The organism is Caulobacter sp. BP25 (assembly GCF_002737755.1).
Lineage (GTDB): Bacteria > Pseudomonadota > Alphaproteobacteria > Caulobacterales > Caulobacteraceae > Caulobacter.
The window spans coordinates 219,772-245,062 of the sequence record NZ_PEGH01000004.1 but is presented as its reverse complement, the minus strand read 5'-3'; the positions used below and the strand labels follow the sequence as shown (position 1 = coordinate 245,062).

18 protein-coding genes and 2 pseudogenes are annotated in these 25,291 nt (G+C 67.3%); 13 read left to right on the top strand and 7 right to left on the bottom strand.

The window, feature by feature from the left end:
• Nucleotides 1–6 precede the first annotated feature (6 nt).
• Complete coding sequence (gene dxs, locus CSW59_RS02375; RefSeq protein ID WP_099442519.1) at nucleotides 7–1,929, top strand: 1-deoxy-D-xylulose-5-phosphate synthase; 1,923 nt, start codon at nucleotides 7–9, stop codon at nucleotides 1,927–1,929.
• A gap of 82 nt (nucleotides 1,930–2,011) precedes the next feature.
• Here the strand turns inward: dxs and flgH are convergent, their stop codons facing one another.
• Genes flgH through flgF form a run of 4 tightly spaced genes read right to left on the bottom strand, consistent with a single transcriptional unit; the run spans nucleotide 2,012 to nucleotide 5,068 of the window.
• Nucleotides 2,012–2,746 carry a flagellar basal body L-ring protein FlgH gene (flgH, locus tag CSW59_RS02370; RefSeq protein WP_099442518.1) on the bottom strand — a complete coding sequence of 245 codons (735 nt, stop codon included), beginning with the start codon at nucleotides 2,744–2,746 and terminating at the stop codon, nucleotides 2,012–2,014.
• A 13-nt stretch (nucleotides 2,747–2,759) separates the two neighbouring features.
• On the bottom strand, nucleotides 2,760–3,524 hold the full coding sequence (flgA, locus tag CSW59_RS02365) for a flagellar basal body P-ring formation chaperone FlgA (protein WP_099442517.1): 765 nt from the start codon (nucleotides 3,522–3,524) through the stop codon (nucleotides 2,760–2,762).
• A gap of 4 nt (nucleotides 3,525–3,528) precedes the next feature.
• Nucleotides 3,529–4,317: a flagellar basal-body rod protein FlgG gene (flgG, locus tag CSW59_RS02360; RefSeq protein ID WP_099442516.1), complete on the bottom strand. Its 789-nt coding sequence runs from the start codon at nucleotides 4,315–4,317 to the stop codon at nucleotides 3,529–3,531.
• A gap of 13 nt (nucleotides 4,318–4,330) precedes the next feature.
• Complete coding sequence (gene flgF / locus CSW59_RS02355; protein WP_099442515.1) at nucleotides 4,331–5,068, bottom strand: flagellar basal-body rod protein FlgF; 738 nt, start codon at nucleotides 5,066–5,068, stop codon at nucleotides 4,331–4,333.
• Nucleotides 5,069–5,258: 190 nt separating this feature from the next.
• Here flgF and fliL point away from each other — a divergent pair.
• The 9 genes and pseudogenes from fliL (at nucleotide 5,259) to glk (ending at nucleotide 16,505) form a co-directional block, all read left to right on the top strand.
• Nucleotides 5,259–5,905 (top strand): annotated as a pseudogene (gene fliL / locus CSW59_RS02350) (flagellar basal body-associated protein FliL).
• A gap of 28 nt (nucleotides 5,906–5,933) precedes the next feature.
• On the top strand, nucleotides 5,934–7,043 hold the full coding sequence (fliM, locus tag CSW59_RS02345; protein ID WP_099442514.1) for a flagellar motor switch protein FliM: 1,110 nt from the start codon (nucleotides 5,934–5,936) through the stop codon (nucleotides 7,041–7,043).
• Nucleotides 7,040–7,594: a DUF6468 domain-containing protein gene (locus CSW59_RS02340; RefSeq protein WP_099442513.1), complete on the top strand. Its 555-nt coding sequence runs from the start codon at nucleotides 7,040–7,042 to the stop codon at nucleotides 7,592–7,594. Before fliM ends, CSW59_RS02340 begins: the two co-directional genes overlap by 4 nt.
• Complete coding sequence (locus CSW59_RS02335; RefSeq protein WP_099442512.1) at nucleotides 7,591–8,358, top strand: MotE family protein; 768 nt, start codon at nucleotides 7,591–7,593, stop codon at nucleotides 8,356–8,358. Before CSW59_RS02340 ends, CSW59_RS02335 begins: the two co-directional genes overlap by 4 nt.
• A gap of 9 nt (nucleotides 8,359–8,367) precedes the next feature.
• Nucleotides 8,368–11,241 carry a lipopolysaccharide assembly protein LapB gene (locus CSW59_RS02330; protein WP_099442511.1) on the top strand — a complete coding sequence of 958 codons (2,874 nt, stop codon included), beginning with the start codon at nucleotides 8,368–8,370 and terminating at the stop codon, nucleotides 11,239–11,241.
• Nucleotides 11,242–11,531: 290 nt separating this feature from the next.
• The gene (zwf, locus tag CSW59_RS02325) at nucleotides 11,532–12,992 is read left to right on the top strand and encodes a glucose-6-phosphate dehydrogenase (RefSeq protein ID WP_099442510.1); all 1,461 of its coding nucleotides are present in this window, start codon (nucleotides 11,532–11,534) and stop codon (nucleotides 12,990–12,992) included.
• A gap of 3 nt (nucleotides 12,993–12,995) precedes the next feature.
• Nucleotides 12,996–13,682: a 6-phosphogluconolactonase gene (gene pgl, locus CSW59_RS02320; protein WP_099442509.1), complete on the top strand. Its 687-nt coding sequence runs from the start codon at nucleotides 12,996–12,998 to the stop codon at nucleotides 13,680–13,682.
• 4 nt (nucleotides 13,683–13,686) lie between these two features.
• Nucleotides 13,687–15,495 (top strand): phosphogluconate dehydratase, encoded by a 1,809-nt coding sequence (gene edd / locus CSW59_RS02315; RefSeq protein ID WP_099442508.1) that lies wholly within the window; start codon nucleotides 13,687–13,689, stop codon nucleotides 15,493–15,495.
• Between the two features lie 14 nt (nucleotides 15,496–15,509).
• A complete protein-coding gene (gene glk, locus CSW59_RS02310) occupies nucleotides 15,510–16,505 on the top strand; it encodes a glucokinase (RefSeq protein ID WP_099442507.1) in 996 nt (331 codons plus the stop codon).
• Between the two features lie 31 nt (nucleotides 16,506–16,536).
• On the opposite strand, the gene CSW59_RS02305 is transcribed toward glk, so the two are convergent.
• Nucleotides 16,537–17,271, bottom strand: a complete 735-nt coding sequence (locus tag CSW59_RS02305; protein WP_099442506.1) for a hypothetical protein — start codon at nucleotides 17,269–17,271, stop codon at nucleotides 16,537–16,539.
• A 206-nt stretch (nucleotides 17,272–17,477) separates the two neighbouring features.
• Between CSW59_RS02305 and CSW59_RS02300 the strand changes: the two genes are divergently transcribed.
• From CSW59_RS02300 to pyk, 3 genes are all read left to right on the top strand, one after another.
• On the top strand, nucleotides 17,478–18,497 hold the full coding sequence (locus tag CSW59_RS02300) for a LacI family DNA-binding transcriptional regulator (RefSeq protein WP_099442505.1): 1,020 nt from the start codon (nucleotides 17,478–17,480) through the stop codon (nucleotides 18,495–18,497).
• A 290-nt stretch (nucleotides 18,498–18,787) separates the two neighbouring features.
• Nucleotides 18,788–21,262 carry an exo 1,3/1,4-beta-D-glucan glucohydrolase gene (locus CSW59_RS02295; protein WP_099442504.1) on the top strand — a complete coding sequence of 825 codons (2,475 nt, stop codon included), beginning with the start codon at nucleotides 18,788–18,790 and terminating at the stop codon, nucleotides 21,260–21,262.
• Between the two features lie 22 nt (nucleotides 21,263–21,284).
• Nucleotides 21,285–22,718, top strand: coding sequence for a pyruvate kinase (gene pyk / locus CSW59_RS02290; protein WP_099442503.1), 1,434 nt, complete (start codon nucleotides 21,285–21,287; stop codon nucleotides 22,716–22,718).
• Between the two features lie 6 nt (nucleotides 22,719–22,724).
• On the opposite strand, the gene CSW59_RS02285 is transcribed toward pyk, so the two are convergent.
• Nucleotides 22,725–23,858 carry an acyl-CoA dehydrogenase family protein gene (locus CSW59_RS02285; protein ID WP_099442502.1) on the bottom strand — a complete coding sequence of 378 codons (1,134 nt, stop codon included), beginning with the start codon at nucleotides 23,856–23,858 and terminating at the stop codon, nucleotides 22,725–22,727.
• A gap of 72 nt (nucleotides 23,859–23,930) precedes the next feature.
• A pseudogene (locus CSW59_RS02280) lies at nucleotides 23,931–25,135 on the bottom strand (acyl-CoA dehydrogenase family protein).
• Between the last annotated feature and the right edge of the window lie 156 nt (nucleotides 25,136–25,291).

The following is a 25,291-nucleotide window of genomic DNA, read 5'->3' as shown; positions in this document are numbered from 1 at the left end:
TCAAACATGCCTTCCAAAACGCCCTTGCTCGACTCGATCGCCTCGCCCGCCGATACGCGAGGTCTGTCCGTCGGCGAACTGAAACAGCTGGCCGCCGAGGTCCGCGCCGAGACCATCGACGCGGTGTCGGTGACGGGCGGCCACCTGGGCGCTGGCCTGGGCGTGGTCGAGCTGACCGTGGCCCTTCACCACGTGTTCGAGACGCCCAAGGACATTCTGATCTGGGACGTTGGCCATCAGGCCTATCCGCACAAGATCCTGACCGGTCGGCGCGACCGCATCCGCACCCTGCGCCAGGGCGGGGGCCTGTCTGGCTTCACCAAGCGCGCGGAGAGTCAATATGACCCGTTCGGCGCGGCCCACGCGGCGACCTCGATCTCGGCGGCGCTGGGCTTTTGCGCCGCGCGTGACGCCAAGGGCGAGGACAACAGCGTCATCGCTGTGATCGGTGACGGCTCGCTGGGCGCGGGCATGGCCTATGAGGCGATGAACGCGGCGACGGACACGACCAAGCGCCTGATCGTCATCCTGAACGACAACGACATGTCGATTGCGCCCCCCGTGGGCGGCATGAGCGCCTATCTCGCCAACCTCGTTTCGGGCGGCGCCTACCGCTCGGTGCGCAAGCTGGGCAAGACGGTAGTCGAGAAGCTGCCCAGCCCGATGCGCGAAGCGGCCCGCAAGGCCGAAGAATATGCCCGGGGCATGGTCACCGGCGGCACCTTCTTCGAGGAGCTGGGCTTCTACTATATCGGCCCGATCGACGGCCATGACATGGACGCCCTGGTCAGCGTGCTGAAGAACGCCAAGGCCTTCGCCGACAAGCCGGTCCTGGTCCACTGCGTGACCCAGAAGGGCAAGGGCTACGCCCCAGCCGAGGGGGCGGACGACAAGCTGCACGCGGTGGCCAAGTTCGACGTGGTCACCGGCCAGCAGCAGAAGGCCGCCGCTGGGCCGCCCAGCTACACCAAGGTTTTCGCCCAGGAACTGATCAAGCAGGCGGAAAAGGACGACAAGATCGTCGCCATCACCGCAGCCATGCCGTCGGGCACAGGCCTTGATCTGTTCGGCAAGGCCTTCCCCGATCGCACCTTCGACGTCGGCATCGCCGAGCAGCACGCGGTGACCTTCGCCGCGGGCCTAGCCGCCGACGGCATGAAGCCGTTCACGGCGATCTATTCGACCTTCCTGCAGCGCGGCTACGACCAGGTCGTCCACGACGTGGCGATCCAGGGTCTGCCGGTGCGCTTCGCCATGGACCGCGCCGGCCTCGTGGGCGCCGATGGGCCCACCCATGCCGGCAGCTTCGACATCGGCTTCATGGGCGCTTTGCCCGGCATGGTGCTGATGGCCGCCGCCGACGAGGTCGAGCTGGCCCGCATGGTCGCCACCGCCGCCGAGATCGACGACCGCCCCAGCGCCTTCCGCTATCCGCGCGGCGAGGGTCTTGGTCTGGAGATGCCGGCTAACGTCGATCCGCTGGAGATCGGCAAGGGCCGTATCGTCCGCGAGGGGACCAGCGTCGCCATCGTCTCGTTCGGCACGCGCCTGTCCGAAGGCCTCAAGGCCGCCGATCTGCTGGCCGCGCGCGGCCTGTCGGCCACCGTCTGCGACGCTCGCTTCGCCAAGCCGCTCGACCTTGATCTCCTGCTGCGTCTCGCGCGCGAGCACGAGGCGATCGTCACCGTGGAAGAGGGCTCCATGGGCGGCTTCGGCGCCTTCGTGCTGCAGGCCCTGGCCCAGCACGGCGCTCTGGATCGCGGCCTGAAGATCCGCACCCTGTGCCTGCCCGACGTCTTCCAGGACCAGGACAAGCCCGACGCCATGTACGCCCAGGCCGGTCTCGACGCCGAGGGCATCTTGCGCGGCGCGCTGTCGGCGCTGGGCATGGACAATGTCAGCGCGGCGGGGGCCGGGCGCCGGGCCTGAGGCCTTACAAGTCAGTCAAAAAGAATGGGCGCGGGGTCGAAAGACCGCCGCGCCCTTTTTTAATAGCCGTGCCGATCGCGCCCTAGAACGGCGAGAACTTTTCGATCAGCGCCTGGCCGGCCGGCGTCTTTTGTACGCGGCTGATGTCGCCGCGGCCGCCGTAGCTGATGCGAGCTTCGGCGATCTGGGTATGGCGGATGGTGTTGGCCGAGGAGATGTCCTCGGGACGCACGATGCCGGCAACCGTCAGTTGGCGCAGTTCGGCGTTGGTGCGGACCTCCTGAGTGCCCTGGATCACCATGTTGCCGTTCGGCAGGACCTGGCTGACCACGGCCGCGATCGTCAGGCTAATCTGCTCCGAGCGCTGGACGCTGCCGGCGCCGGCGTTGGTGGTGGTGGAGTTGGTCTCCAGCGCGTTGGCGGCGTCGAAGCCGCCCGGCAAGATCTTGCCAAGGCTCGACTCCAGGCCCAGCAGATGCGGCACGCCGGCCTTGGTGGTCGCGGTGCGCGAGCTGTCGGTCTGGTTCTGGGTATTGGCGCTGTCGTCGATGTCGATCATCACGGTCAGAATGTCGCCGACGCGGCTGGCGCGCTGGTCGTTGAAGAAGGCGCGGGCGCCGACGCGCCACAGCGAGTTGGCCGAGGCCGCCTGCGGGGCGGGCTCGCGGGCGGAGACGTACTGCTGCTGGATTGGAGCCAGGGTGGCCGGATAGCCGACGGGGGCCAGGTCCGGACCCTTCACAGCTTCCTTAACGGTCGAGCAGGCGGCCAGAGGGGCCAGCAGCAGGGTGGCGGCGATCAGGGCGGGGCGACGCATGAGTCAGTGCCTCTTAGCGAGCGGCGAAACGGAGGGGTTGCGAGCGGGCTTGCAAGCCTTGGGCCTGCGGACCGACGGCCGCAGCGCCGGGGCCGGTCGCGACGGCCTGGATGATCTTCTTCGAAGCGGTGTTCTGAACGGCGAAGACATCGCCGGTCGAGGCGGCGGCCATGGCCTTGCCTTGAAGCGAAAGGGAAATTCCGCCGTCGCTGTAGGTGACGGTGATAAGGTCGCCGCTCCGGATGACCTGGGGCGCGGCGACGTCGCGGATCGAGACTGCGGCGCCTTCACGCAGGGGGCGCTTGGCCGCCAGACCGATCACGGCGTCGGAGTCGCGGGGCGCGTCGGCCGGACCGCCGGCCATCTTCACCCAGATCAGGTCCTCCGGCTGGACGATTTCGCCGACCGTGATGCTGCGGGCGTAGGCAAGAACTTCCACGTTGCCGCGCGGCGCGCCCGCGAGACCGCCGCGAGAGGCGGCGCCGCCCTTGTCCGCGCCTTCACGGACGATGATCCGGCGAATGCCCTGGCTGTTGTCCCAATCGAAACCAGCGCGACGAGCGAAGACCTGCACCTGGCCGGCCTCGAGAACGACGGTCGGCCCCGTGCGGGCGGCGACTACCAGGTTGGCGGCCGCGCCGGAAACGCCGTCGAACAGCTCGCCCAGGGTGACGCGGCCGTCGGAGTCGGTGGTGTCCATCCGCAGGCTCACCGGCGTTCCGGCGAGCGCGGGCGAGGCGAAGGTGAGGGCCGCTGCGGCGATCAGGAGCGTCTTCATCGGCTTACGACCTCATCTGCGAGGTGGTTTGCAGCATCTGGTCGGCCGTGGAGATGACCTTGGAGTTCATTTCGTAGGCGCGCTGGGCGGTGATCAGGGCCGTGATTTCCGAGACGGAGTCGACGTTCGAGGCCTCGGTGTAGTGTTGCAGCAGGGTGCCGAAGCCAGGCTCGCCGGGCGCGGCGAGGTTGGCGGCGCCCGAGCCGGCCGTCTCCAGGAACAGGTTATCGCCGATGGCTTCGAGGCCGCCTTCGTTCATGAAGTTGGCGAGCTGCAGCTGGCCGATTGTCTGCGGGTCGGTCTGGCCGTCCAGCTTGACCTGCACCAGGCCGGTCTTGCTGACGATGATGTCGGTGGAGTTCTGCGGGACGGTGATGCCCGGCTGGACCAGATAGCCGTCCTCGGTGACAATCTGGCCCTGGTCGTTGGTCGAGAAGTTGCCGGCGCGGGTATAGGCCGTCTCGCCCGAGGGCAGCAGGATTTGCAGATAGCCCTTGCCCTGGATCGCGATGTCCAAGGGGTTGTCGGTCAGGGTCGGGGTGCCTTGCTCGGTGATGCGATAGACCGAACCGGCCTTGACGCCGCCGCCGACCTGCACGCCGGTCGGAACGATGTTGCCGTCGCTGGACGACTGCGAGCCGGCGCGCTCGATCGTCTGGTACAGCAGGTCTTGGAACTCGGCCCGCTGACGCTTGAAGCCAACGGTGTTCATGTTGGCGATGTTGTTCGAGATGACTTCGACGTTCAGCTGTTGCGCTGACATGCCCGAAGCGGCGGTGCGGAGAGCTTGCATGGGCTAGCGTTCCCTAATTGGCCTTGCCCAGCCGCTCGACGGCGGTCCGGGACAGTTCAGAGGTGTTGTCCATCATCTTCGTGATGCTCTCGTAGGCGCGCTGCACCTGGATCAGCTTCGTGATCTCGATGACGGACTGGACGTTGGAGGATTCCAGCATGCCCTGGTGGACGACGGCGTCCGGCGCGGGCTGCAGGTTGGCGTTGGTGGTGTTGCGGTAGAGGTTGTCGCCATCCTTGGCCATCGAGGCCAGGTTGTCGGGACGAACCACGGCGATCCTGCCGACCCGGATCGCGCCTTGGGTGACGATGCCGTCCTTGCCGATGTTCACCTGGCCCAGCGTCGGGTCGATGTTCAGAGGGCCGCCGCCTTCGTCCAGCACGGGTTGGCCGCCCTGGGTGACCAACTGCCCCTCGGGGTTGGTGGTGAAGCGGCCATCGCGGGTATAGCGATCACCGGCGGCCGTCTGGACCCGGAAGAAGCCTTGCCCCTCGATCGCCAGATCGAAATCGCCGCCCGTCTTGGTCATCGGCCCTTGCGTGAAGTCGCGAGCGACGCCGGAATCCAGAACGAACTTGACCGGCGCGCCACCGTCCAGCGTCTTGGCCGGCTTGGACTGCTCGGTGCGGACCATCAGGTCCTCGACCTTGAAGCCCGTTGTGTTGGCGTTGGCGATGTTGTTGGCGACGATGTCCAGCTCACGGCGAAGCGTCAGTTGGCGCGAAAGGCCGACGTAAAGCGCGTTGTCCATGGCGAGTTAACTCGGGCGGCTGGCGCGACAAATGCGCCGCACCTCCTGAAGCAACCTTCGTGCCAGATCGAAAAGTTCAATAAAAACAGTAAATAGAAAGGTTAATTCGGGGGTGTTGGTCGGACTCTGCCGGGCAGATTCAGCCTGCGACCAAATGGCCGCCAAAACACATCGTTAACCATGCTCGCGCATGAGTAAGGGATATAGATTCCAAGGAACCGCGCGCGTGGCTCAGAACGATCAGGAAGCTCCCGAAGGTGAAGAGGGCGCCGAAGGCGAAGCCTCCGCCAAGAAGAAGCCGCCTATTCTCATCATCGCGATCGCGGCCGGGGTCCTCGTCCTGGGGGCGGCGGCGCCGCGGCCTTCTTCCTGATGAAGCCCAAGCCGGCCGCGGAAGCGGGCGAGCATGGCGCTGAAAAGAAAGAGAAAAAGAAGGAAGAGAAGAAGGAAGAGAAGGGCAAGGAAGGCGAGAAGGGCAAGGAAGGCGCCGCCGCTGGCGGTCCTGCTCCCGTCATCAAGGAAGGCCCTGACGGCGTGGTGTTCTACACCTTGCCAGATATCGTCGTGAACATGCAGACGGCGGACGGCAAGTCGACCTTCCTGAAGCTGAAGCTGACTTTCGAGCTGCCGGACGAAGAGACGGCCGAGGCTTTGACGCCGAATCTGCCCAGGTTGCAGGACATGTTCCAGACGTTCCTGCGCGAACTGCGTCCTGAAGACCTGAATGGCAGCCAAGGCACGTATCAGCTGCGCGTCGAGCTGTTGCGCCGGGTGAACCTGGTCGCCGCGCCGGCCAAGGTGAACGCGGTCCTCATCGAGGAGATGCTAATCAACTAAGCTCTCGGGCTGGTTGGGGCGAACGATCATGGCGGACGAGAACGATCAGGCCCAGTGGGGCGCGGAAGGCGGCGGCGGCGTCAACGAGTTTGGCGACTTCTCGGGCGGCATGGCCGGCTGGGACGACGGCGGCGGCGCCGGCGCCGACGGCGCGTCCGAGCGCATCCTGAACCAGGACGAAATCGACAGCCTGCTGGGCTTCGATCTGTCCGGCGACGGCTCCGAGGACCGCACGGGCATCCGGGCGATCATCAACTCGGCGCTGGTCAGCTACGAGCGCCTGCCGATGCTGGAAATCGTCTTCGACCGCCTGGTGCGGTTGATGACGACGTCCTTGCGGAACTTCACGTCCGACAACGTCGAGGTCAGCCTCGACAACATCAGCTCGATCCGTTTCGGCGACTATCTGAACTCGATCCCGCTGCCGGCCATCCTGGCGGTGTTCCGGGCCGAGGAGCTGGACAACTACGGCCTGCTGACGGTCGACTCCAACCTGATCTACTCGATCGTGGACGTGCTGCTGGGCGGGCGTCGCGGCACGGCGGCGATGCGCATCGAGGGCCGTCCCTACACCACGATCGAGCGCGTGCTGGTGCAGCGGATGATCGAGGTGGTGCTGCACGACCTGAAGAGCGCCTTCGAGCCGCTGCATCCGGTCGCCTTTTCGCTGGATCGTCTGGAGACCAACCCGCGCTTCGCCGCCATCGCCCGCCCGGCCAACGCTGCTATCCTGGTCAAGCTGCGGATCGACATGGAAGACCGCGGCGGCCGCATCGAGCTCCTGCTGCCCTACGCCACGCTGGAACCCATCCGGAAGATGCTGCTGCAGCAGTTCATGGGTGAGAAGTTCGGCCGCGACAACATTTGGGAAGGCCACTTGGCCACCGAACTCTGGACCACCCAGATGGAGGTCCGCGCCGTGCTCGACGAGCAGCAGCTGCCGTTGTCACGCGTGCTGAACATGCAGGTCGGCGACACCCTGATGCTGAACGCCACGCCCGACAGTCTGGTCGAGTTGCGCGCTGGGGCTATCCCGCTGACGCGCGGCCGCATGGGTCGTCGCAACCACTCGATCGCCATCCGCGCCGAGGCGCCTCTGACGCCCGCCGCCAAGAAGGCCGTGCAGAAGCTGAAATGAGTTTTATCGCTTTCGCCATGAACGGTTTGCTGGCGGTGCTGCTGATCGTGGCCCTGGGCTTCGGCTGGCGTCTTGAACGCCGCCTGAAGGCGCTGCGCGACAGCCACGAGGGCTTCGCCAAGGCCGTCAAGGACCTGGACCAGGCCGCCGCCCGCGCCGAGCAGGGTCTCGCCGACCTGCGCGCCGCCACCGACGAAGCGGCCGAGACCTTGGCCATCCGCATCGAACGGGCCCAGGCCCTGGCCGCCCAGCTGGATGAGCGGGTCAGCCGGCCCGCGCCGACGCGGCCCGAGCGCGAGGCGCCGAAGCCGCCTGCCGTGCGGGGCCGCGTGGACGAAGTCCCGCCGTCCGCCGGACGCCGCCTGAAGGCCGAGGACTTCGAGCGCCTGCTGGAGCGCGAATCGCGTCTTCCGCCCGGTGTTCGCCCAACGCCGAGCGCGCCCGCCGCGTCTCGCGAAACCCCGCGTTCACGGGCGCGGGTCGATGATGACCTCTTCGACGGGCCGGGCGAACCCCCGCGTCCCGGACCCCAATCCAGAGCCCGCCGATGAAGAACATTCCGCGCATCCTGCCCCTGGTCGGCGTCGCCGTCGGCGGCGTCCTGGCCATCAACGCCATGGCCGGCGCGAAATCGCTGCCTGACATGCTGGCCGGCGCCAAGGCCTTCGCCGAGGGCGCCGCCAAGCCGGGCGAGAAGGCAGCTGAAGGCGAGGGCGCGCCCTCAGCCGAAGGCGCGGGTCAGCCCGCCGCCGCCAAGACCTTGCCGCGCGCCTGCGCCCCGTCGGCCGACGCGCTGGCTAAGGAGGCTGGTCTCTCGCCCGCAGAACTGCGCGTTCTCCAGAGCCTGGGCGCTCGTCGCGGTCAACTGGACCAGCGCGAGCAGGATATCGACGTCCAACTGCAGCTGCTTGCCGCCGCCGAGGCCAAGCTCGACACCAAGATGAAGGCCCTGACCGGCCTCAAGGGCGAGATCCAGGGGCTGCTGGGCCAGGTCGACGCTCAGAAGCAGGCCGAGGTCGATCGTCTGGTCACCGTCTATCAGGGCATGAAGCCCAAGGACGCCGCCGTCCGCATGACCCTTCTGTCGGATGAGGTTCGCCTGCCGATCGCCGCCAAGATGAAAGAACGCACCCTGGCGATGATCCTGTCGAACATGGCCCCGGCCGACGCCAAGATCCTGACCGAGCGCTTGGCCGCCCGTCTCGCCAACCCCGTGGTGGAAAAGGGCAGAGCCGCGGTTGCCGATAACGCTGCGGCGGCTGCCCAGCAGGCCGCTGGCGCGCCTCTGGCGGGCGCGCCCAACCGGGGTGGTTAAGGGAGGCTCATGACCCTTCGCCAGTTCCTGCGATCCAGCGTCGCCGCCGCGTGCATCGTGGGCGTGCTGGCGCCGTCCGGCTACGCTGCGCCGCCGCCCGTCGCGGCGCGGTCGGCCTTGGACGTGCGTGTCGCGCAGGCTGCGGACTTCTCCCGGGTCGAGTTTCATTGGAGCGGCGGGGCCCGCATGACTTCGCGCCGCGAGGGCGCCAACCTGATTCTGCGGTTCAGCCGCGACGCCAATCCCGATCTCTCCAGTCTCAAGATCGCGCCCCCGCGCTGGGTAAAGGGCGCAGATGCTCGTCGCGTAGGCGGGGCGCTTGAACTGGTCCTGACCCTGGCCGACGACGCCGACTTCAAGGTCGGCGCGGCCGACGGCGTCAATTTCGTCAACATCTTCGCCAAGGACGGAGCGCTCGCCGCCGCCCAGGCCTCGACTGCCACCGCGCCGCCGCCGCCGGTTGGGCGTGCCAACCCGATGCCGCGCGACGGCGTCGTGCGCGCCGGGATCGAGCGCGGCGATGGACAGGTCACTCTGTCGTTCACCTGGGCCGCGCCCGCTGGGGCGGCCGTGTTCCGGCGCGGGGAGGCGGTCTGGATCGTCTTTGACACGCCCGCGCGGATCGACATCTCCAAGCTACCCGCCAACACCCCCCGCTACTCCCGGATCCAGGCGCTGAAGGGCGCTGACTATTCGGCCCTGCGTATCGTGGCGCCGGTGGGGGAGCCCTATGTGGCGGTCGGCGCGGGGCCGACCTGGCGCATCAGTTTCGGTCCGGGGCCGCAGCAGAGCCCCGACATCATCCAGATCAACCGCGACGAGGCCGCGCCCTCCGCCGCGCTCACGGCGGCCGTAGCGGGCGTCACGCGCGCCATCTGGGTCGACGATCCGGCCGTCGGCGACAAGATCATCGTCGCGCCCGCCTTGCCCCCAGCCAAGGGTCTGTCCTCTCGCCGGGACTATGTCGAGTTCGCCCTGCTGCAATCGGCGCAAGGCCTGGCGGCGGAAGCCTATGCGTCGGACCTGATGGTCCAGGCGGCCGCTGATCAGGTGCGCGTCGGCCGGCCCAAGGGACTGGCGCTGTCGCCTGCCTCGGCCGCCGCGCCGCCGGAAGAGGCCGTTGCGGGCGCGCCTCAGCCGCTGGCGATGCCGGCCCTGATCGACCTGGAAGAGTGGCCCAAGCTCGGATCGGGCGGCTTCCTGGCCCGCTACAACGCTCTGCAGAAGGCCATCAGCGCGGCGCCGGACGAAGACGCCGACATCGCGGCGCGCCTCGCTTTGGCGCGATTCCTGGTTGGCTCGCAGATGTCGCTCGAAGCCATCGGCGTGCTCAACGCGGGCGCTCGCCAACATCAGACGATGATGGCCAATCCGGAGTTCCGGGGACTGCGCGGCATCGCGCGGGTGCTGGCCGGCCGTTATGCGGAAGCCGATGCCGATTTCTCATCGCCTGTCCTGGCGGACGAGCCCTCCAGCGCGCTTTGGCGGGGCTACATCTCGACCAAGAACGGCCAATGGCTGGACGCGCGCACCAAGTTCGCCAGCGGCGGCCGGGCGCTGGATCTCTTTCCGCCGATCTGGAAGGCGAGGTTCCTGGGCGCTCAGGCCGAGGCCGCCTTGGGCGTTGGAGACCAGACCGGCGCCTTGCAGTTCGCCGCCAAGGCGCTAGCGCAGCCGAAGATCCCCGTGAAGGATCAGTTGGCCATACGCTTGGTCCAAGCCCGCATCTTCGAAGCCAAGGGCGAGAAGGTTCGCGCCAAGAAGATGTTCCAGGCCATCGCCCGCGCGCCTTACGACGATCTGGCCGCGCCCGCGCTCCTGCACGCCACGCGTCTGCAGTACGAGAAGCGCGAGATCAACGCGGTCAAGGCGGCTGACACCCTGAACCAGCTCCGTTACCGCTGGCGCGGTGACGGCGTCGAGATGGAGGTCATCCGCGCCCTCGGAAAACTCTATATCGACCAAGGTCGATATCGCGAGGCGCTGGAGGTCATGCGCTCGGCGGGCCGGCCAAGTTCGGACCGTCCAGAAGCCCTGGCCCTGCAGAACGAGATCTCCAGCACTTTCCGGGCGTTGTTCCTGGATGGGCTAGCGGACGGCATGCAGCCGATCCAGGCCGTGGGCCTGTTCTACGACTTCCAGGAGCTGACCCCGATCGGCGCCGACGGCGACCAGATGGTCCGCAACCTGGTGCGTCGCCTGGTGGACGTTGATCTGCTGGACGACGCGGCCAAACTCCTCAAGTACCAGGTCGACAATCGCCTGAACGGCGTGCCCAAGGCCCAGGTCGCGACCGACCTGGCCTGGATCTATCTGATGAACAAGCGTCCCGAGGACGCGCTGAACACCATCAACGCCACGCGCACGACGATCTTGCCGCCGGCTTTGAACGCCGAGCGTCGTCTGGCCACCGCGCGAGCCTTGATCGGCCTTGGGCGTTACGATGACGCTCAGGAGTTGGTGGAGCGCGACAACAGCAGGGATGGCCAGGAGATTCGCGCCGACATCGCCTGGAAGCAGCGGGCCTGGCCGTTGGCCGGGTCGCTCTACGAGCGCATGCTGGGTGATCGCTGGAAGGGGCAGGGCGGGCTGTCGGCGCCCGAGGAGGCGCGTCTGCTGCGCTCGGCGGTGGCCTACAGCCTGGCCGACGACGACGCGGCCCTGGCGCGCCTGCGCCTGCGCTGGACCCGCTTCGTTGACAACGCCCGCAATCCCGACGGCCTGCGCGTGGCGCTGCAGGGGCTGGGCTCCGAGGCGGTCTCGCCGTCCGACTTCGGCAAGGTCAGCGCCGACAACGAAGCCTTCAGCGGCTGGGTCGCTCGCATGAAGGACAAGTTCCGAACCGGCCAGCCGGCGGGCGCGGCGGCGCGGGCCGGCGGCTGAGGGCGTCGGAGGCGCTCAAGGCATGCCCGTTCGCCGCCTTGACCTTTTCGCGCGCATTCAAGGCAAGGTCTTTCGTTCGCGCCTTGCTGGATGAACAAACCTCCGCCGAAACTCCATTGGTCTTATGGCGGCGGCGCGGGGTTTGCCCTAGTTAAGGCGCGCTCGCTCGGCTTCTGGCCAGGCGACTCCGGTTCGCGTTGGAGAGCCTCTCCAGCTCGGCGCTCACGCTCGCGCTTGCCATTCTACCGCAGGCATGTCATGACAACGTTGTCATAGGGTGGAAGACATTGGTGACGAAGAACAACGACGGCGAGAATGGCCGCGAAGTGCTTGTACTGCTGGGCGGCGCGGGGGATTTGGCCCTGCGGATGCTGCTACCTTCGCTGTACTTCCTCGAAGTCGATCGACTTCTGCCGCATGATCTCCGCATCATCGGCGTGGCCCGCGCGGATCACGACGCCGCCGGCTACAAGGCCCTGGTGCGCGAACAACTGGGCAAGCGCGCGACGGTGGAGGAGGCGGCCTGGAATCGCCTCGCGGCCCGCCTCGACTATGTGCCGGCCAACATTACCAGCGAGGATGACGCCAAGAAGCTGGCCGAGCGGATCGGCGAGCACGGCGATCTGGTGATCTTCTTCTCGCTGTCGCCAAGCCTCTACGGCCCGGCCTGCCAGGCGCTGCAGGCGGCCGGCCTGACCGGTCCCAAGGCACGCCTAATCCTGGAAAAGCCGCTGGGTCGCGACCTGGAGAGTTCCAAGGCCACCAACGCCGCCGTCGCGGCCGTCGTGGACGAAAGCCAGGTCTTCCGGATCGACCACTATCTGGGCAAGGAGACGGTCCAGAACCTGACCGCCCTGCGCTTTGCCAACGTGCTGTTCGAGCCCTTGTGGGACCGCAACACGATCGACCACGTGCAGATCACCATCGCCGAGACCGAGAAGGTCGGCGATCGCTGGCCCTATTACGACGAGTACGGCGCGCTGCGGGACATGGTGCAGAACCACATGCTGCAGCTGCTCTGCCTGGTCGCCATGGAGGCGCCGTCGGGTTTCGACCCGGATGCAGTCCGCGACGAGAAGGTCAAGGTTCTCCGTAGCTTGCGCCCCTTTACTAAGGAGACGGTCGCCCACGACACCGTGCGCGGCCAGTACGTCGCCGGCGTGGTCGAGGGCAGCGCGCGGGCTGGTTATGTCGAGGAAGTGGGCAAGCCCACCAAGACCGAGACCTTCGTTGCGATGAAGGTGGCGATCGACAACTGGCGCTGGGATGGCGTGCCGTTCTTCCTGCGCACCGGCAAGAACCTGCCCGACCGTCGCACCCAGATTGTCGTGCAGTTCAAGCCTCTGCCGCACAACATCTTCGGCCCGGCGACGGACGGCGAGCTGGTCGCCAATCGCCTGGTCATCGACCTGCAGCCCGATGAAGACATCTCGCTGACGATCATGAACAAGCGTCCTGGCCTGTCGGACGAGGGCATGCGCCTGCAGTCGCTGCCGCTGTCGCTGTCGTTCGGCCAGACCGGCGGCCGCCGCCGGATCGCCTACGAGAAGCTGTTCCTGGACGCCTTCCGCGGCGACCGCACGCTTTTCGTGCGTCGCGACGAGGTCGAGCAGGCCTGGCGCTTCATCGACGGCGTCTCGGCCGCTTGGGTTGAGGCCGGCATTGATCCCGCGCCATACGCCGCCGGCACCTGGGGGCCGCAGACGGCCAACGCGCTGATCTCGCCCGGCGGCCGGTCCTGGAAAGCCTAGGCGATGCCGAAACTGGAAGCCTTCGGCTCTCGCGAAGCCCTCTACGACGCCACCGCGTCGATCCTGGTGGACGCCTTGACCAATGCGGTGGCCGCTTCGGGGCGGACGGGGTTCGCCGCGACGGGCGGCACGACGCCGGCCCCGGTCTATGACCGCCTGGCTGCGCTCACCGCGCCTTGGGACAAGATCACCGTCACCCTGACCGACGAACGCTTTGTCCCGCCGACCGATCCGAGCAGCAACGAGGGCCTGGTGCGTCGTCACCTGCTGGTGGGAGAGGCGGCCAAGGCCCAGTTCGCGCCGCTGTATTTCGACGGCCTGAGCCATGCCGAAAGCGCCCGCGCCGCCGAAGCCGGCGTCGAGGCCGCCACGCCGTTTGGTGCGGTGCTTCTGGGCGTGGGTCCCGACGGCCACTTCGCCTCGCTGTTCCCGGGCAATCCGGTCCTGGCTCAAGGCCTAGATCCGCGCTCGGACCGACTGGTTCTGGATGTGCCGCCCAGCGATCCCGCGCCCGACCTTCCTCGTCTCAGCCTGACCTTCGCCGCCCTGACCCGCACCGATCTGATCATGCTGCTAGTCACCGGAGCGGCCAAGAAGGCGTTGTTGGAAGGCGACGTCGATCCGGCCCTGCCGGTCGCCGCCATCCTGAAGCAGGACCGCGCCAAGGTCCGCATCCTTTGGGCGGAGTAACGCCATGAGCCTCAATCCCGTCATCGCCGAAGTCACCGCCCGCATCGTGGCGCGCAGCAAGGACAGCCGCGCAGCTTACCTCGCCAACATGCAGCAGGCGATCGACAGCCAGCCGGGCCGCGCCAAGCTGTCCTGCGCCAACTGGGCCCACGCCTTCGCCGCCTCGCCGGGCGTCGACAAGGTCCGGGCGCTGGACCCGAACGCGCCCAATATCGGCATCGTCTCGGCCTATAACGACATGCTGTCGGCCCACCAGCCGCTGGAAGAGTATCCGGCGCTGATCAAGGACGCGGCGCGTGAAGTCGGGGCCACCGCCCAGTTCGCCGGCGGCGTGCCGGCCATGTGCGATGGCGTCACGCAAGGCCGCCCAGGCATGGAGCTGTCGCTGTTCTCGCGCGACGTCATCGCCATGGCCACGGCCGTGGCCCTGACCCACGATGCCTTTGACTCGGCCCTGTATCTGGGTGTCTGCGACAAGATCGTTCCGGGCCTGGTGATCGGCGCCCTGACCTTCAGCCACCTGCCGGCCCTGTTCGTGCCCGCAGGGCCCATGACCTCGGGCCTGCCCAACTCGGAGAAGGCTCGCATCCGCGCCCTTTACGCCGAGGGCAAGGTTGGCCGCGCCGAACTGCTGGAGGCTGAGAGCGCCAGCTATCACGGTCCGGGCACCTGCACCTTCTACGGCACGGCCAACACCAACCAGATGCTGATGGAGTTGATGGGCCTGCACCTGCCGGGCTCGGCTTTCGTGCATCCCAACACGCCGCTGCGCGAGGCTCTGGTCAAGGAAGCGGCTCGCCGCGTGGCCTCGGTCACCAACAAGGGCAACGAGTACATCCCGGTTGGCCGCATCATCGACGAGAAGGCCATGGTCAACGGCGTGGTCGGCCTGATGGCCACCGGCGGCTCGACAAATCTGGCCCTGCACATGGTCGCCATGGCCCACGCGGCCGGGATCGCGCTGACGCTGGAGGACCTCGACGACATTTCGCGCGCCACGCCGCTGCTGGCCCGCGTCTATCCGAACGGCTCGGCCGACGTGAACCACTTCCAGGCCGCCGGCGGCATGGCCTTTGTGATCCGCGAGCTCTTGAAGGCGGGCCTTGTCCACGAGGACGTCCAGACCATCGCGGGGCCCGGCCTGTCGCGTTACGCCCAGGAACCCTACCTCGACGGCGGCGAGCTGAAGTGGCGCGATGGCGCCGCCGATAGCTTGGACCCAGCCATCGTGCGTCCCGTCTCCGACCCGTTCAGCAAGGAGGGCGGTCTTCGCTTGATGGCCGGCAACCTGGGCCGCGGCGTCATGAAGATCTCGGCCGTGAAGCCTGAGCATCACGTGATCACCGCGCCGGCGGCCGTTTTCCAGGAGCAGGAAGACTTCATCGCCGCCTTCAAGCGCGGCGAGCTGGACCGCGACGTCGTGGTCGTTGTCCGCTTCCAGGGCCCCTCTGCCAATGGCATGCCGGAACTGCATAACCTGTCGCCGTCGATCTCAGTGCTGCTGGATCGCGGCTACAAGGTCGCCTTGGTCACCGACGGTCGGATGTCCGGCGCCTCGGGCAAGACCCCGGCCGCAATTCACGTGACGCCCGAAGCCGCCAAGGGCGGCCCTCTGGCCTATGTCCAGGACGGCGACGTGATCAGCGTCAACGCCGAGACCGGCGAACTTAAAATCCTGGTGGACGAGGTGACGCTGTTCGCTCGGACGCCAGCGAACGTCCCGGCGTCCAAGCCGGGCTTTGGCAGGGAACTGTTCGGATGGATGCGATCGGGGGTCGGCGCCGCCGACGCCGGCGCGTCCGTCTTCGGCTAAGGAAACGCTAGGTCATGGACGGCAATCACAGCGGGGGTCTCGGCCTCGTCGGCGATATCGGCGGCACGAACGCCCGCTTCGCCCTGGTCGAGTTTGATGGGGCCGATCCGCGCCTGATCGAACCCGCCGCCTTCAAGGGCGAGGACTACGGCACGGCCGAGGACGCCATCGAGGCCTATATGCACAAGGTTGGCGTTAAGCACGCCGACCAGGCGGTGGTGGCGGTGGCCGGGCCCATCGACCACGGTCAGGTCCACATGACCAATCTGGACTGGACGATCTCCGAGGATGGCCTGCGGCGCGCCGGCGGCTTCCGCACGGCCAAGCTGATCAACGACTTCACGGCCCAAGCCCTGGCCGCGCCGCGTCTGGCGCCCAAGGATCTGCGTCAGGTCGGCACGCTGCCGACCTCGGGGGAGGGGGACTTGGCCATTCTTGGCCCGGGCACGGGCTTTGGCGTCGCGGGCCTGGTCCGCCGGCACGGCCATGAGCTGCCGCTGGCGACCGAGGGCGGCCACGTCGCCTTCGCGCCGGTCGACGCGGTCGAGATCGAGGTACTGCGTTTGCTGACCAAGCAACTGGATGGCGGCCGCGTCTCGGTCGAGCGCATTCTGTCGGGTCCCGGCATGGAGGATCTGCACGTCGCCTTGGGCGAGGCGGAGGGCCGCAAGGTCGACAGCCTGACCGCCAAGCAGATCACCGAACGCGCCACCGAGGACTGTCCTGACTGCCTGGCGACCGTGAACCGGTTCTGCGCGGTGCTGGGCTCGACGGCCGGCGACATCGCCCTGACCCTGGGCGCGCGCGGCGGCGTGTTCATCGCCGGCGGCATCGCGCCTCGGATCATCGACATCCTGGAAAAGAGCGACTTCCGCGCGCGCTTCGAAGCCAAGGGACGCCTGTCGGGCTTCACCCAGGCGATCCCGACCCACGTGATCCTGCACCCGCACACCGCGCTGATCGGCGCGGCGGTGGCGCTGACGCCGGAGGGGAGGGCGTCGGTTTCGTGATCGACGCCTCCTTGATGAAGCGGACAGGCGGTTAGCGAGCCGCCTTAAGCGCCTCCGCGTCGCGGGCTAGCATGCCTTTGCACTCCGTCGCGTCGAACCTGCTGTTGCCGCTGTTTCGCGGCGCTCGCCGCTTCAATTGGTCGAAATAGGCCACGGCCTTGTTGCGCACGCCCGCCGGAAAGCGGCTTGGCGCGTACAGTTCCGCGACATAGGCGTCCGATTGAGGGCGGGTCAGGTAAGCGGCGCAGTAGGTGACGGCCCTGATCATATCGCCACCAGCCCGGATATAGGGCGTCTGCCAGCTGGCTAGGCCGGCGGGCGCGAGCATCTCGTCCGAGAGTTCGCGCACCAAGTCCTCGTCGCTGACCGACGGGTTCTCGACGAGCACGCGGGTCACGGGATCCTTCGCGATCGCTCGACAGGATTTGACGATTTTCTCCACGCCTCTTCGAGTGTTTTCGGCGAAACGGGCTTCGTCGCTCATGTCGAACGCCGTCATCTGCTCCATTTCCTGTTCAAATTCCTGCATGCCCCTGTCCCTGGCGTTCGTAAGGCGACCAACGGCGAGATCTTCCGAGAACCCTTTGCCCATGGCGTCCGCGATGACTTCACCGGCCATCGCGCCGACATTTTCCCCGTGAACCTTGAACCCAAACTCACCGCAGCTCGGGCCCCGGCCCATGTGGTAGCCGATTTGGTCTAGCCGCTTGGCCAGATCCGTCGTTGCCTGAGCCTCAGCCGAATTCGCCCACAGGGCGCCAAGCATGGCCGTTACGACCAAGTTTCTCCAATTTCGCACAGATACCCCCTAAGCGGCCGAAAAGGGCCTCGAGGGATGATAGATCGTCAATTTTTGAGTTAGAAGCGCCGTTGATGCTCGCCGAAGGGGAGGGGCATAAAGGGATCGCCATGACAGCCTTGTCATGGCTAAGTACGCGCCAAACCGAACGAATCGGGGCGGTGGGGACGGAATTGAGCGCCAAGATCACGATCCACGACGTGGCCCGCGAGAGCGGCGTTTCGATCAAGACCGTCTCGCGGGTCCTCAATCGCGAGCCCAACGTCAAGGCCGATACGCGCGATCGGGTGCAGGCGGCGGTGGCCGCTTTGAACTATCGGCCCAATATCTCGGCCCGCAGCCTCGCTGGCGCGAAGGCCTATCTGATCGGCGTTTTCTTCGACAATCCCAGCCCCGGCTACGTCACCGACGTGCAGCTGGGGGCGATCTCGCGCTGCCGGCAGGAGGGCTACCACCTGATTGTCGAGCCGATCGACTCCACGAGCGACGTCGAAGATCAGGTCGCCCCGATGCTGGCGACCTTACGCATGGATGGAGTGATCTTGACGCCGCCGCTCAGCGACCACCCGGTGGTGCTGGACGCCCTTGAGCGCGAGGGTGTCGCCTATGTCCGCATCGCCCCGGGCGACGACGTCGAGCGTGCCCCCTGGGTCAGCATGGACGACCGCGAGGCCGCCTATGAGATGACCAACCACCTGATCGGCCTGGGTCATCGAGACATCGGATTCATCATTGGGCACCCCGATCACGGCGCCTCGGCGCGGCGACATCAAGGTTTCGTGGACGCCATGCGCGACGCGGACCTGCCCGTGCGCCAGGATCGGGTGGAGCAGGGGTGGTTCTCGTTCCGCTCGGGTTTCGAGGCCGCCGAACGCTTGCTTGGCGGAGCCGACCGACCCACCGCGATCTTCGCCTCCAACGACGACATGGCGCTGGGGGTCATGGCCGTCGCCAACCGCATGCGGCTGGACGTCCCGGCCCAGTTGTCGATCGCGGGGTTCGACGACACGCCCGGAGCGCGGATCACCTGGCCCCAGCTGACGACAGTCAGGCAGCCGATCGCCGCCATGGCCGCTGCGGCGGCGGATATGTTGATGAGCGGCGTCCAGCATGAGGAGGGTGATCCGCCGCCGTCCCGGCTACTGGATTTCGAGCTCGTCGTCCGGGAGTCCACCGGCAAGGCGCCCGGTTAGTGCGATAAATAGACGGACGAGATTCAGATTATTCTTGACAGCGCTGTCCGTTCAACATGAGATCACCCGTGATCAAGACGGACGCCCACGGAAAGGCGGCGTCAGGAGGAAACGCCATGACCTCGCCTGGCCAGTCCAGCGCCCGTCGCGCCGTCCTGCGCGCACGATCACTCCCCTCCAAGCGGTGTTTCTAGCCGCTTTCTTTCGCTCGGCGCGGTTCCCCGCAAGCGCCGCGCCGAGCGCTTTTCTTTCAGATCAGTCGCCTTTTTAGAGGCCTTCGAGGACCGCCTATGTTTTCGCGTCGCTCCCTTCGTGTTTCCTTCCTGGCCTTGGCGATCGCCGGTGGATTTTCGGGAGCTGTGCTGGCCCAGACGCCTTCGGGCGCTGCGACCACTCATCCTGAGCTGTGGCCGAAGACCTCCAGCCCGGCGACTATTACCGACGCCAAAGCCGAGGCTTTCGTCACCCAGTTGATGGGCCAGATGAGCGTCGAGGATAAGGTCGCTCAGACGATCCAAGCCGACGGTGCGTCGATCACGCCGGAGGAGCTTAAGAAGTACCGCTTGGGCTCAGTTCTGGTGGGCGGCAACAGCGCGCCAGACGGCAATGACCGGGCCTCGGCCCAGCGTTGGATCGAGTGGACCAACGCCTTTCGCGCGGCGGCCCTGGAGAGCCGCGGCGGCCACCAGGAAATCCCGATCATCTTCGGCGTGGACGCGGTCCACGGCCATAACAATGTCGTTGGCGCGACGATCTTTCCGCACAACATCGGCCTGGGCGCTGCGCGCGATCCCGACCTGATCCGCCGCATCGGCGAGGCGACCGCCAAGGAAATGGCGGCCACCGGCGCCGACTGGACCTTTGGACCGACCGTGGCTGTGCCGCGCGACGTGCGCTGGGGCCGTACCTATGAGGGCTATGCCGAGGATCCGGAGGTGGTGAAGACCTATGCCGGTCCGATGACGCTGGGCCTGCAAGGCGCTCTGGTCGCAGGCAAGCCCTTGGCGACCGGCCACATCGCCGGTTCGGCCAAGCACTTCCTGGGCGATGGCGGCACGGACGGCGGCAAGGACCAGGGCGACGCTCAGTTGCCCGAGGCCGAGCTGATCCGCCTGCACAACGCCGGCTACCCGCCCGCGATCGAAGCCGGCATCCTGTCGGTGATGGTCTCGTTCTCCAGCTGGAATGGCGTCAAGCATACCGGCAACAAGGGCCTGCTGACCGACGTGCTGAAAGGCCGCCTGGGCTTCGAGGGCTTTGTGGTCGGCGACTGGAACGCCCACGGCCAGGTCGAGGGTTGCACCAACACCAGCTGCGCCCAGGCCTACAACGCCGGCATGGACATGATGATGGCCCCCGACAGCTGGAAGGGCCTCTATGACAATACGTTGGCCCAGGTGAAGGCTGGTCAGATCCCGATGGCGCGGATCGACGACGCCGTCCGCCGTATCCTGCGTGTTAAGGTCAAGGCGGGCCTGTTCGAGAACAAGCGTCCGCTGGAAGGCAAGCTTGAGTTGCTGGGCGCGCCCGAGCACCGGGCGATCGCGCGCGAGGCGGTCCGCAAGTCGCTCGTTTTGCTCAAGAACGAAGGCGTGCTGCCGCTGAAGAGCTCGGCGCGGGTGCTGGTGGCCGGCGACGGCGCCGACGACATCGGCAAGGCCTCTGGCGGCTGGACCCTGACCTGGCAGGGTACGGGCAACAAGAACAGCGACTTCCCGAACGGCCAGTCGATCTTCGGCGGGATCGCCGAGGCCGTGAAGGCCGGCGGCGGCAGCGCCGAGCTGTCGGTCTCGGGCGACTACAAGCAAAAGCCCGATGTCGCGATCGTCGTCTTCGGCGAGAACCCCTACGCCGAGTTCCAGGGCGACATCGCCACGGCCGAGTACCAGCCGGGCGACAAGACCGATCTGGCCTTGCTGAAGAAGCTGAAGGCCCAGGGAATCCCGGTGGTGTCGGTGTTCCTGAGCGGTCGCCCGCTTTGGACCAATCCCGAGATCAATGCGTCCGACGCCTTCGTGGCGGCGTGGTTGCCGGGCTCGGAAGGTGGCGGGGTCGCGGACGTTCTGATCGGCGACAAGGCCGGCAAGCCGCGCTTCGACTTCAAGGGCAAGCTGTCGTTCTCGTGGCCCAAGCGCGCCGACCAGGAGCCGATCAATGTCGGCGACAAGGGCTATGACCCGCTGTTCGCCTATGGCTATGGCCTGAGCTACGCCAAGCCGGGCAAGGTGGCCGTGCTGTCTGAGGAGTCCGGCGTGACGTCGGCGGCGGCCACGAATGTAGACCGTTATTTCATCGCCGGCCGCGCGCCGGCGCCATGGCTTCTGACCACCTCCGGCGCCGTCACCACCAAGGCGATCGACGCTGGCGCGCAAGAGAATGCTCGCCAGGCGGTTTGGACCGGGGAGGGGCAGGGGCTGCTTGGCGTGTCCGGCCGGCCCGTCGACCTGTCGCGTCAGACCACGGGCGACATGGCCGTGATGCTCCGTTACCGCGTCGATGCTTCCCCAGAGAAACCCGTCTCGATGGCCATCGGCTGTGGCGAATCCTGCGGGGCGACGGTAGACGTAACGTCAACGTTTTCAGGTGCGAAAATCGGCGAATGGCGTACGGCCAAGATCAAACTGTCCTGTTTCAAGGCAAAGGGCGCGGATATGGCGCGGGTGACCGCACCGTTCGCGCTCATGACCTCCGGCCGCATGTCCATGACCTTCACGGAGATCCGGCTGGCCTCCAACGAGGGCGACGCGGTCTGCCCAGCCAACTGACCTTCGGCCAAGGAGCGACGGCATGATCCGCGCCCGTCGCTCCCGCATCGTCGCCACGATCGGTCCGGCTTCCAGCTCGCCCGAGATGATCGTCACCCTGGCCAAGGCCGGGGCGGACGTCTTCCGCCTGAACTTCAGCCACGGCGCGCATGAAACCCACGCGGCGGTCTACAAGGCCATCCGCGAGGCCGAGAAGGTCGTCGGCCGCCCGCTGGGCGTGCTGGCCGACCTGCAGGGCCCCAAGCTGCGCGTTGGCAAGTTCGCCGATGGTCCGGTGATGCTGAAGGCGGGGCAGGCGTTCCGGTTCGACAGCGACCCGACGCCGGGCGACGAGACCCGCGTGCACCTGCCGCATCCGGAAATCCTGACCGCCATGCGGCCGGGCGCGACCCTGCTGCTGGACGACGGCAAGCTGCGGATGACGGTGACGGACGCTGGCCCCGGCTACGCCAACACCACGGTCGTCAATGGCGGCAAGCTGTCCGAGCGCAAGGGCGTGGCGGTGCCTGACGTCGTGATCCCGATGTCGCCTCTGACCGCCAAGGACCGCGAGGACCTGGCTTTCGCGCTGCGTCTGGGCGTCGACTGGATCGCTCTGTCGTTCGTGCAGGCGCCGGAAGACATGGCCGAACTGCGCCGCATCGTCGAAGGCCGCGCGGCGGTCCTGGCCAAGATCGAAAAGCCCCAGGCGCTGAAGGTGCTAGGTCCGATCCTCGACCTCTGCGATGGCGTCATGGTCGCCCGCGGCGACCTCGGCGTCGAGATGGCGCCCGAAGAGGTGCCGGTGGCCCAGAAGGTCATCCTGCGCGCCGCCCGCGAGCGCGGCATCCCGGTGATCGTGGCGACCCAGATGCTGGAGTCGATGACCAGTTCGCCCACGCCGACCCGCGCCGAGGCCTCGGACGTGGCCAACGCCGTCTATGAAGGCGCGGACGCGGTGATGCTGTCGGCGGAATCGGCGGCCGGCGACTATCCCGAAGAGTCCGTCTCGATGATGAACCGCATCATCGAGCGGGTGGAGCGCGACCCGCGCTGGCCCGAGCTTATGCAGGCCGAGCAGGACCATGACGACGACAACGACGCCGACGTCTTGGTCGTCGCCGCCGCCGGCGCGGCCAAGGCGGGCTCGACCAAGTGCCTCGTGGCGTTCACGACCACTGGCGCCACCGCCCGCCGTCTGTCGCGCGAGCGCCCGCTGCAGCCCGTGCTCGCCCTGTCGCCCGAGATCAACGCCGTGCGTCGCCTGACCCTTGTCTGGGGCGTCGAGCCGCGCGTCAGCGCCCAGCCCGACAGCCTGGAGGTCGTCACGACCAACGCCTCAAGCAAGGCTCTGGAGCTGGGCCTTGTGGCGCCGGGCGAGCGTCTTCTGGTCGTGGCCGGCACGCCGTTCGGTGCGCCGGGCGCGGCCAACCTTCTGCGTCTGGCCCACGCCCCGGCGCCGGCTCGTCGGCGGTAGGCCGCGTCAGAAACCCATCAGTCGCGCATAGCGGTCGCGATGGAAGCTGGCGCCGCCAAAGAGCGCTTCGGTGACGCGCGCGCGCTTCATGTAGAGGCCGGCGTCGTGGGCGTCGGTCATGCCGATGCCGCCGTGCATCTGGACCATTTCGTTGCTGGCCAGGTGTACGAGCTCGCAGGCCTTGGCCTTGGCCAGTGAGGCGAGGGCGCGGGTGTCGGCGCCCGCATCGAACGCTTCCAGCGCCGCCTCGACGCACGAGCGGGTCGTCTCCAGATCGGTGAACCACTTGGCGGCGCGGTGTTGCAGCGCCTGGAACGAGCCGATCACCTGACCAAACTGGGTGCGGGTCTTCAGGTAGTCCAAAGTGATGTCGAAGGCCGCGCTGGCGCTGCCCAGCATCTCGGCGGCCAGGCCGGCATAGGCGCGGTCCAGCGTCGGCTCCAGCACCGCCCAGCCTTTGTCGACCTCGCCCAGGACGGCGTCGGCCGCGACCTCGACGGCGTCGAAGGCGATCTGGGTCGCCCCGCGGGAGTCGATCAAGGCTAGATGCCTGCGCTCTACGCCCGGCGCGTCGCTGGGAACCAGAAACAGGGTGAGGCCGTCGGTTTGGCCCGCCACGCCGCCCGTGCGGGCGACGACGATCAGCAGGTCGGCGGCCTCGCCGTCCAGTACGAAGCTCTTGGTCCCGTTCAGAGCGTAACCCGAACCGCTCCTGGTGGCGGTCAGCGCCGTGCGGGCTGGCGCGTGGTGCGAGCCTTCGTCGATGGCCAGTGTGGCGACGATCTCGCCGCTGGCGATGCGCGGCAGCCAGGCCTGCTTCTGCTCGTCGGAGCCGGCCAGTTGCAGGGCCGAAGCAGCGATCATGGCCGTGGAGAGCAGGGGCGAGGCCGCCAGGGTGCGCCCGGTCTCCTCCAGGATCAGGCCAAGGCCCAGATGGCCGAAGGCCGAGCCGTCATAGGCCTCGGGCACGATCACCCCGGCCCAACCCATCTGGCCCATCTCCGCCCAGGCGGCGGGATCGAAGCTGTAGCCGGTCTTGCCATCGCGCAGTTTGCGCAGGGCGCCGACGGGGGCGCTTTCGCTGGCCCAGCCCTTGGCGGCGTCGCGCAGCATCGTCTGTTCTTCGGTCAGGACGGCCATGTTCAGGCTCCTAGAAAGGTCTTGGTCTTGTCGCGCCGTGCGGACGGCGCGCGCGGCTTGCGGCGCGGAGGGCTATTGGTGGTCCAGCAGGCCTAGGACGCGCTTGGCGACGACGTTGAGGTTCACCTCGCTGGTGCCGCCCTCGATCGAGTTGCCCTTGGCGCGCAGCATGGCGCGCGGCGCGGCCAGCGCCTCGGCGCTGAAGCCTTCGCCCTCCCAGCCCAGGCCTTGGAGACCCAGCGCCTCGACCAGAAGCTCGGTGCGCTCCTGGTTCATCTTGGCGGCGGCGTACTTGATGATCGAGACGGCGGCGCTGGGGCCCGAGCCCTGCTTGGACTCCGCCTCGGCCCGGCGCACGGTCAGCATGAAGGCGTGGGCGTCCATTGAATGGGCCGCGAGGCGCGCGCGGAAGTCGCCGTCGGCGATCCGGCCCTCGGCGTCGACGCCGAGCTCCGCCTTGGCCGCCTCGACGGGCGACAGACCACCGCCGCCGCCGAAACCCGAGGCGCTGATGTTCTGACGCTCGTACTGGAGCAGGCGCTTGGCGATGTCCCAGCCGCCGTTAAGCTTGCCGACCAGCTGTTCCTTGGGGACCTTCACATTGTCGAAGAAGGTCTCGCAGAAGGGCGAGGAGCCGCTGATTAGCTTGATTGGGCGGGCCTCGACGCCGGGAGAGGTCATGTCGAACAGCACGAACGAGATGCCCTCGTGCTTCTTGGTCGTGTCCGTGCGAACCAGGCAGAAAATCCAGTCGGCCTGGTCGGCATAGCTGGTCCAGACCTTCTGGCCGTTGATCAGATAGTGGTCGCCCTTATCTTCGCACTTGGTCTGAAGGGAGGCCAGGTCCGAGCCCGCGCCGGGCTCGCTGTAGCCCTGGCACCAGCGGATTTCGCCGCGCACGATCTGGGGCAGGAAGCGCTGCTTCTGTTCCTCGGTTGCGTATTCGAGAAGGACCGGGCCCAGCATCCAGACGCCGAAGCTCATCAGGGCCGGGCGAGCCTTGAGGCGACGCAGCTCTTGCTCCAGCACCTTGTTCTGGGTCTTGGAGAGCCCGCCGCCGCCATATTCCCTGGGCCACATGGGCGCGGTCCAGCCGCGCTCGGCCATGCGCTCCAGCCAAAGCTTGGCGTCGGGGTTCTGCCAGACCATCTTGCGGCCGCCCCACGGCGCCTCGTCCTCGGCCATCGGCGCGCTCAGGGACTTGGGATAGTTGGCTTCCAGCCAGGCGCGGGTCTCGGCGCGGAAGGCGTCGAGTTCGGTTCCCCGAAATCGGCCATCGTCTCATCTCCCTAAGCGAACATTCTTCGTCGGGCGCGTCTCGTGGCGCGCCACCACCCACACTACGCCTCGCTTCGGCTTGGGCAAGTCGATTCAAACGTTCGTTCGCTTCAAGAGCCACGACCGCTTCAAACTTGCAGGCTATATGAGGACAC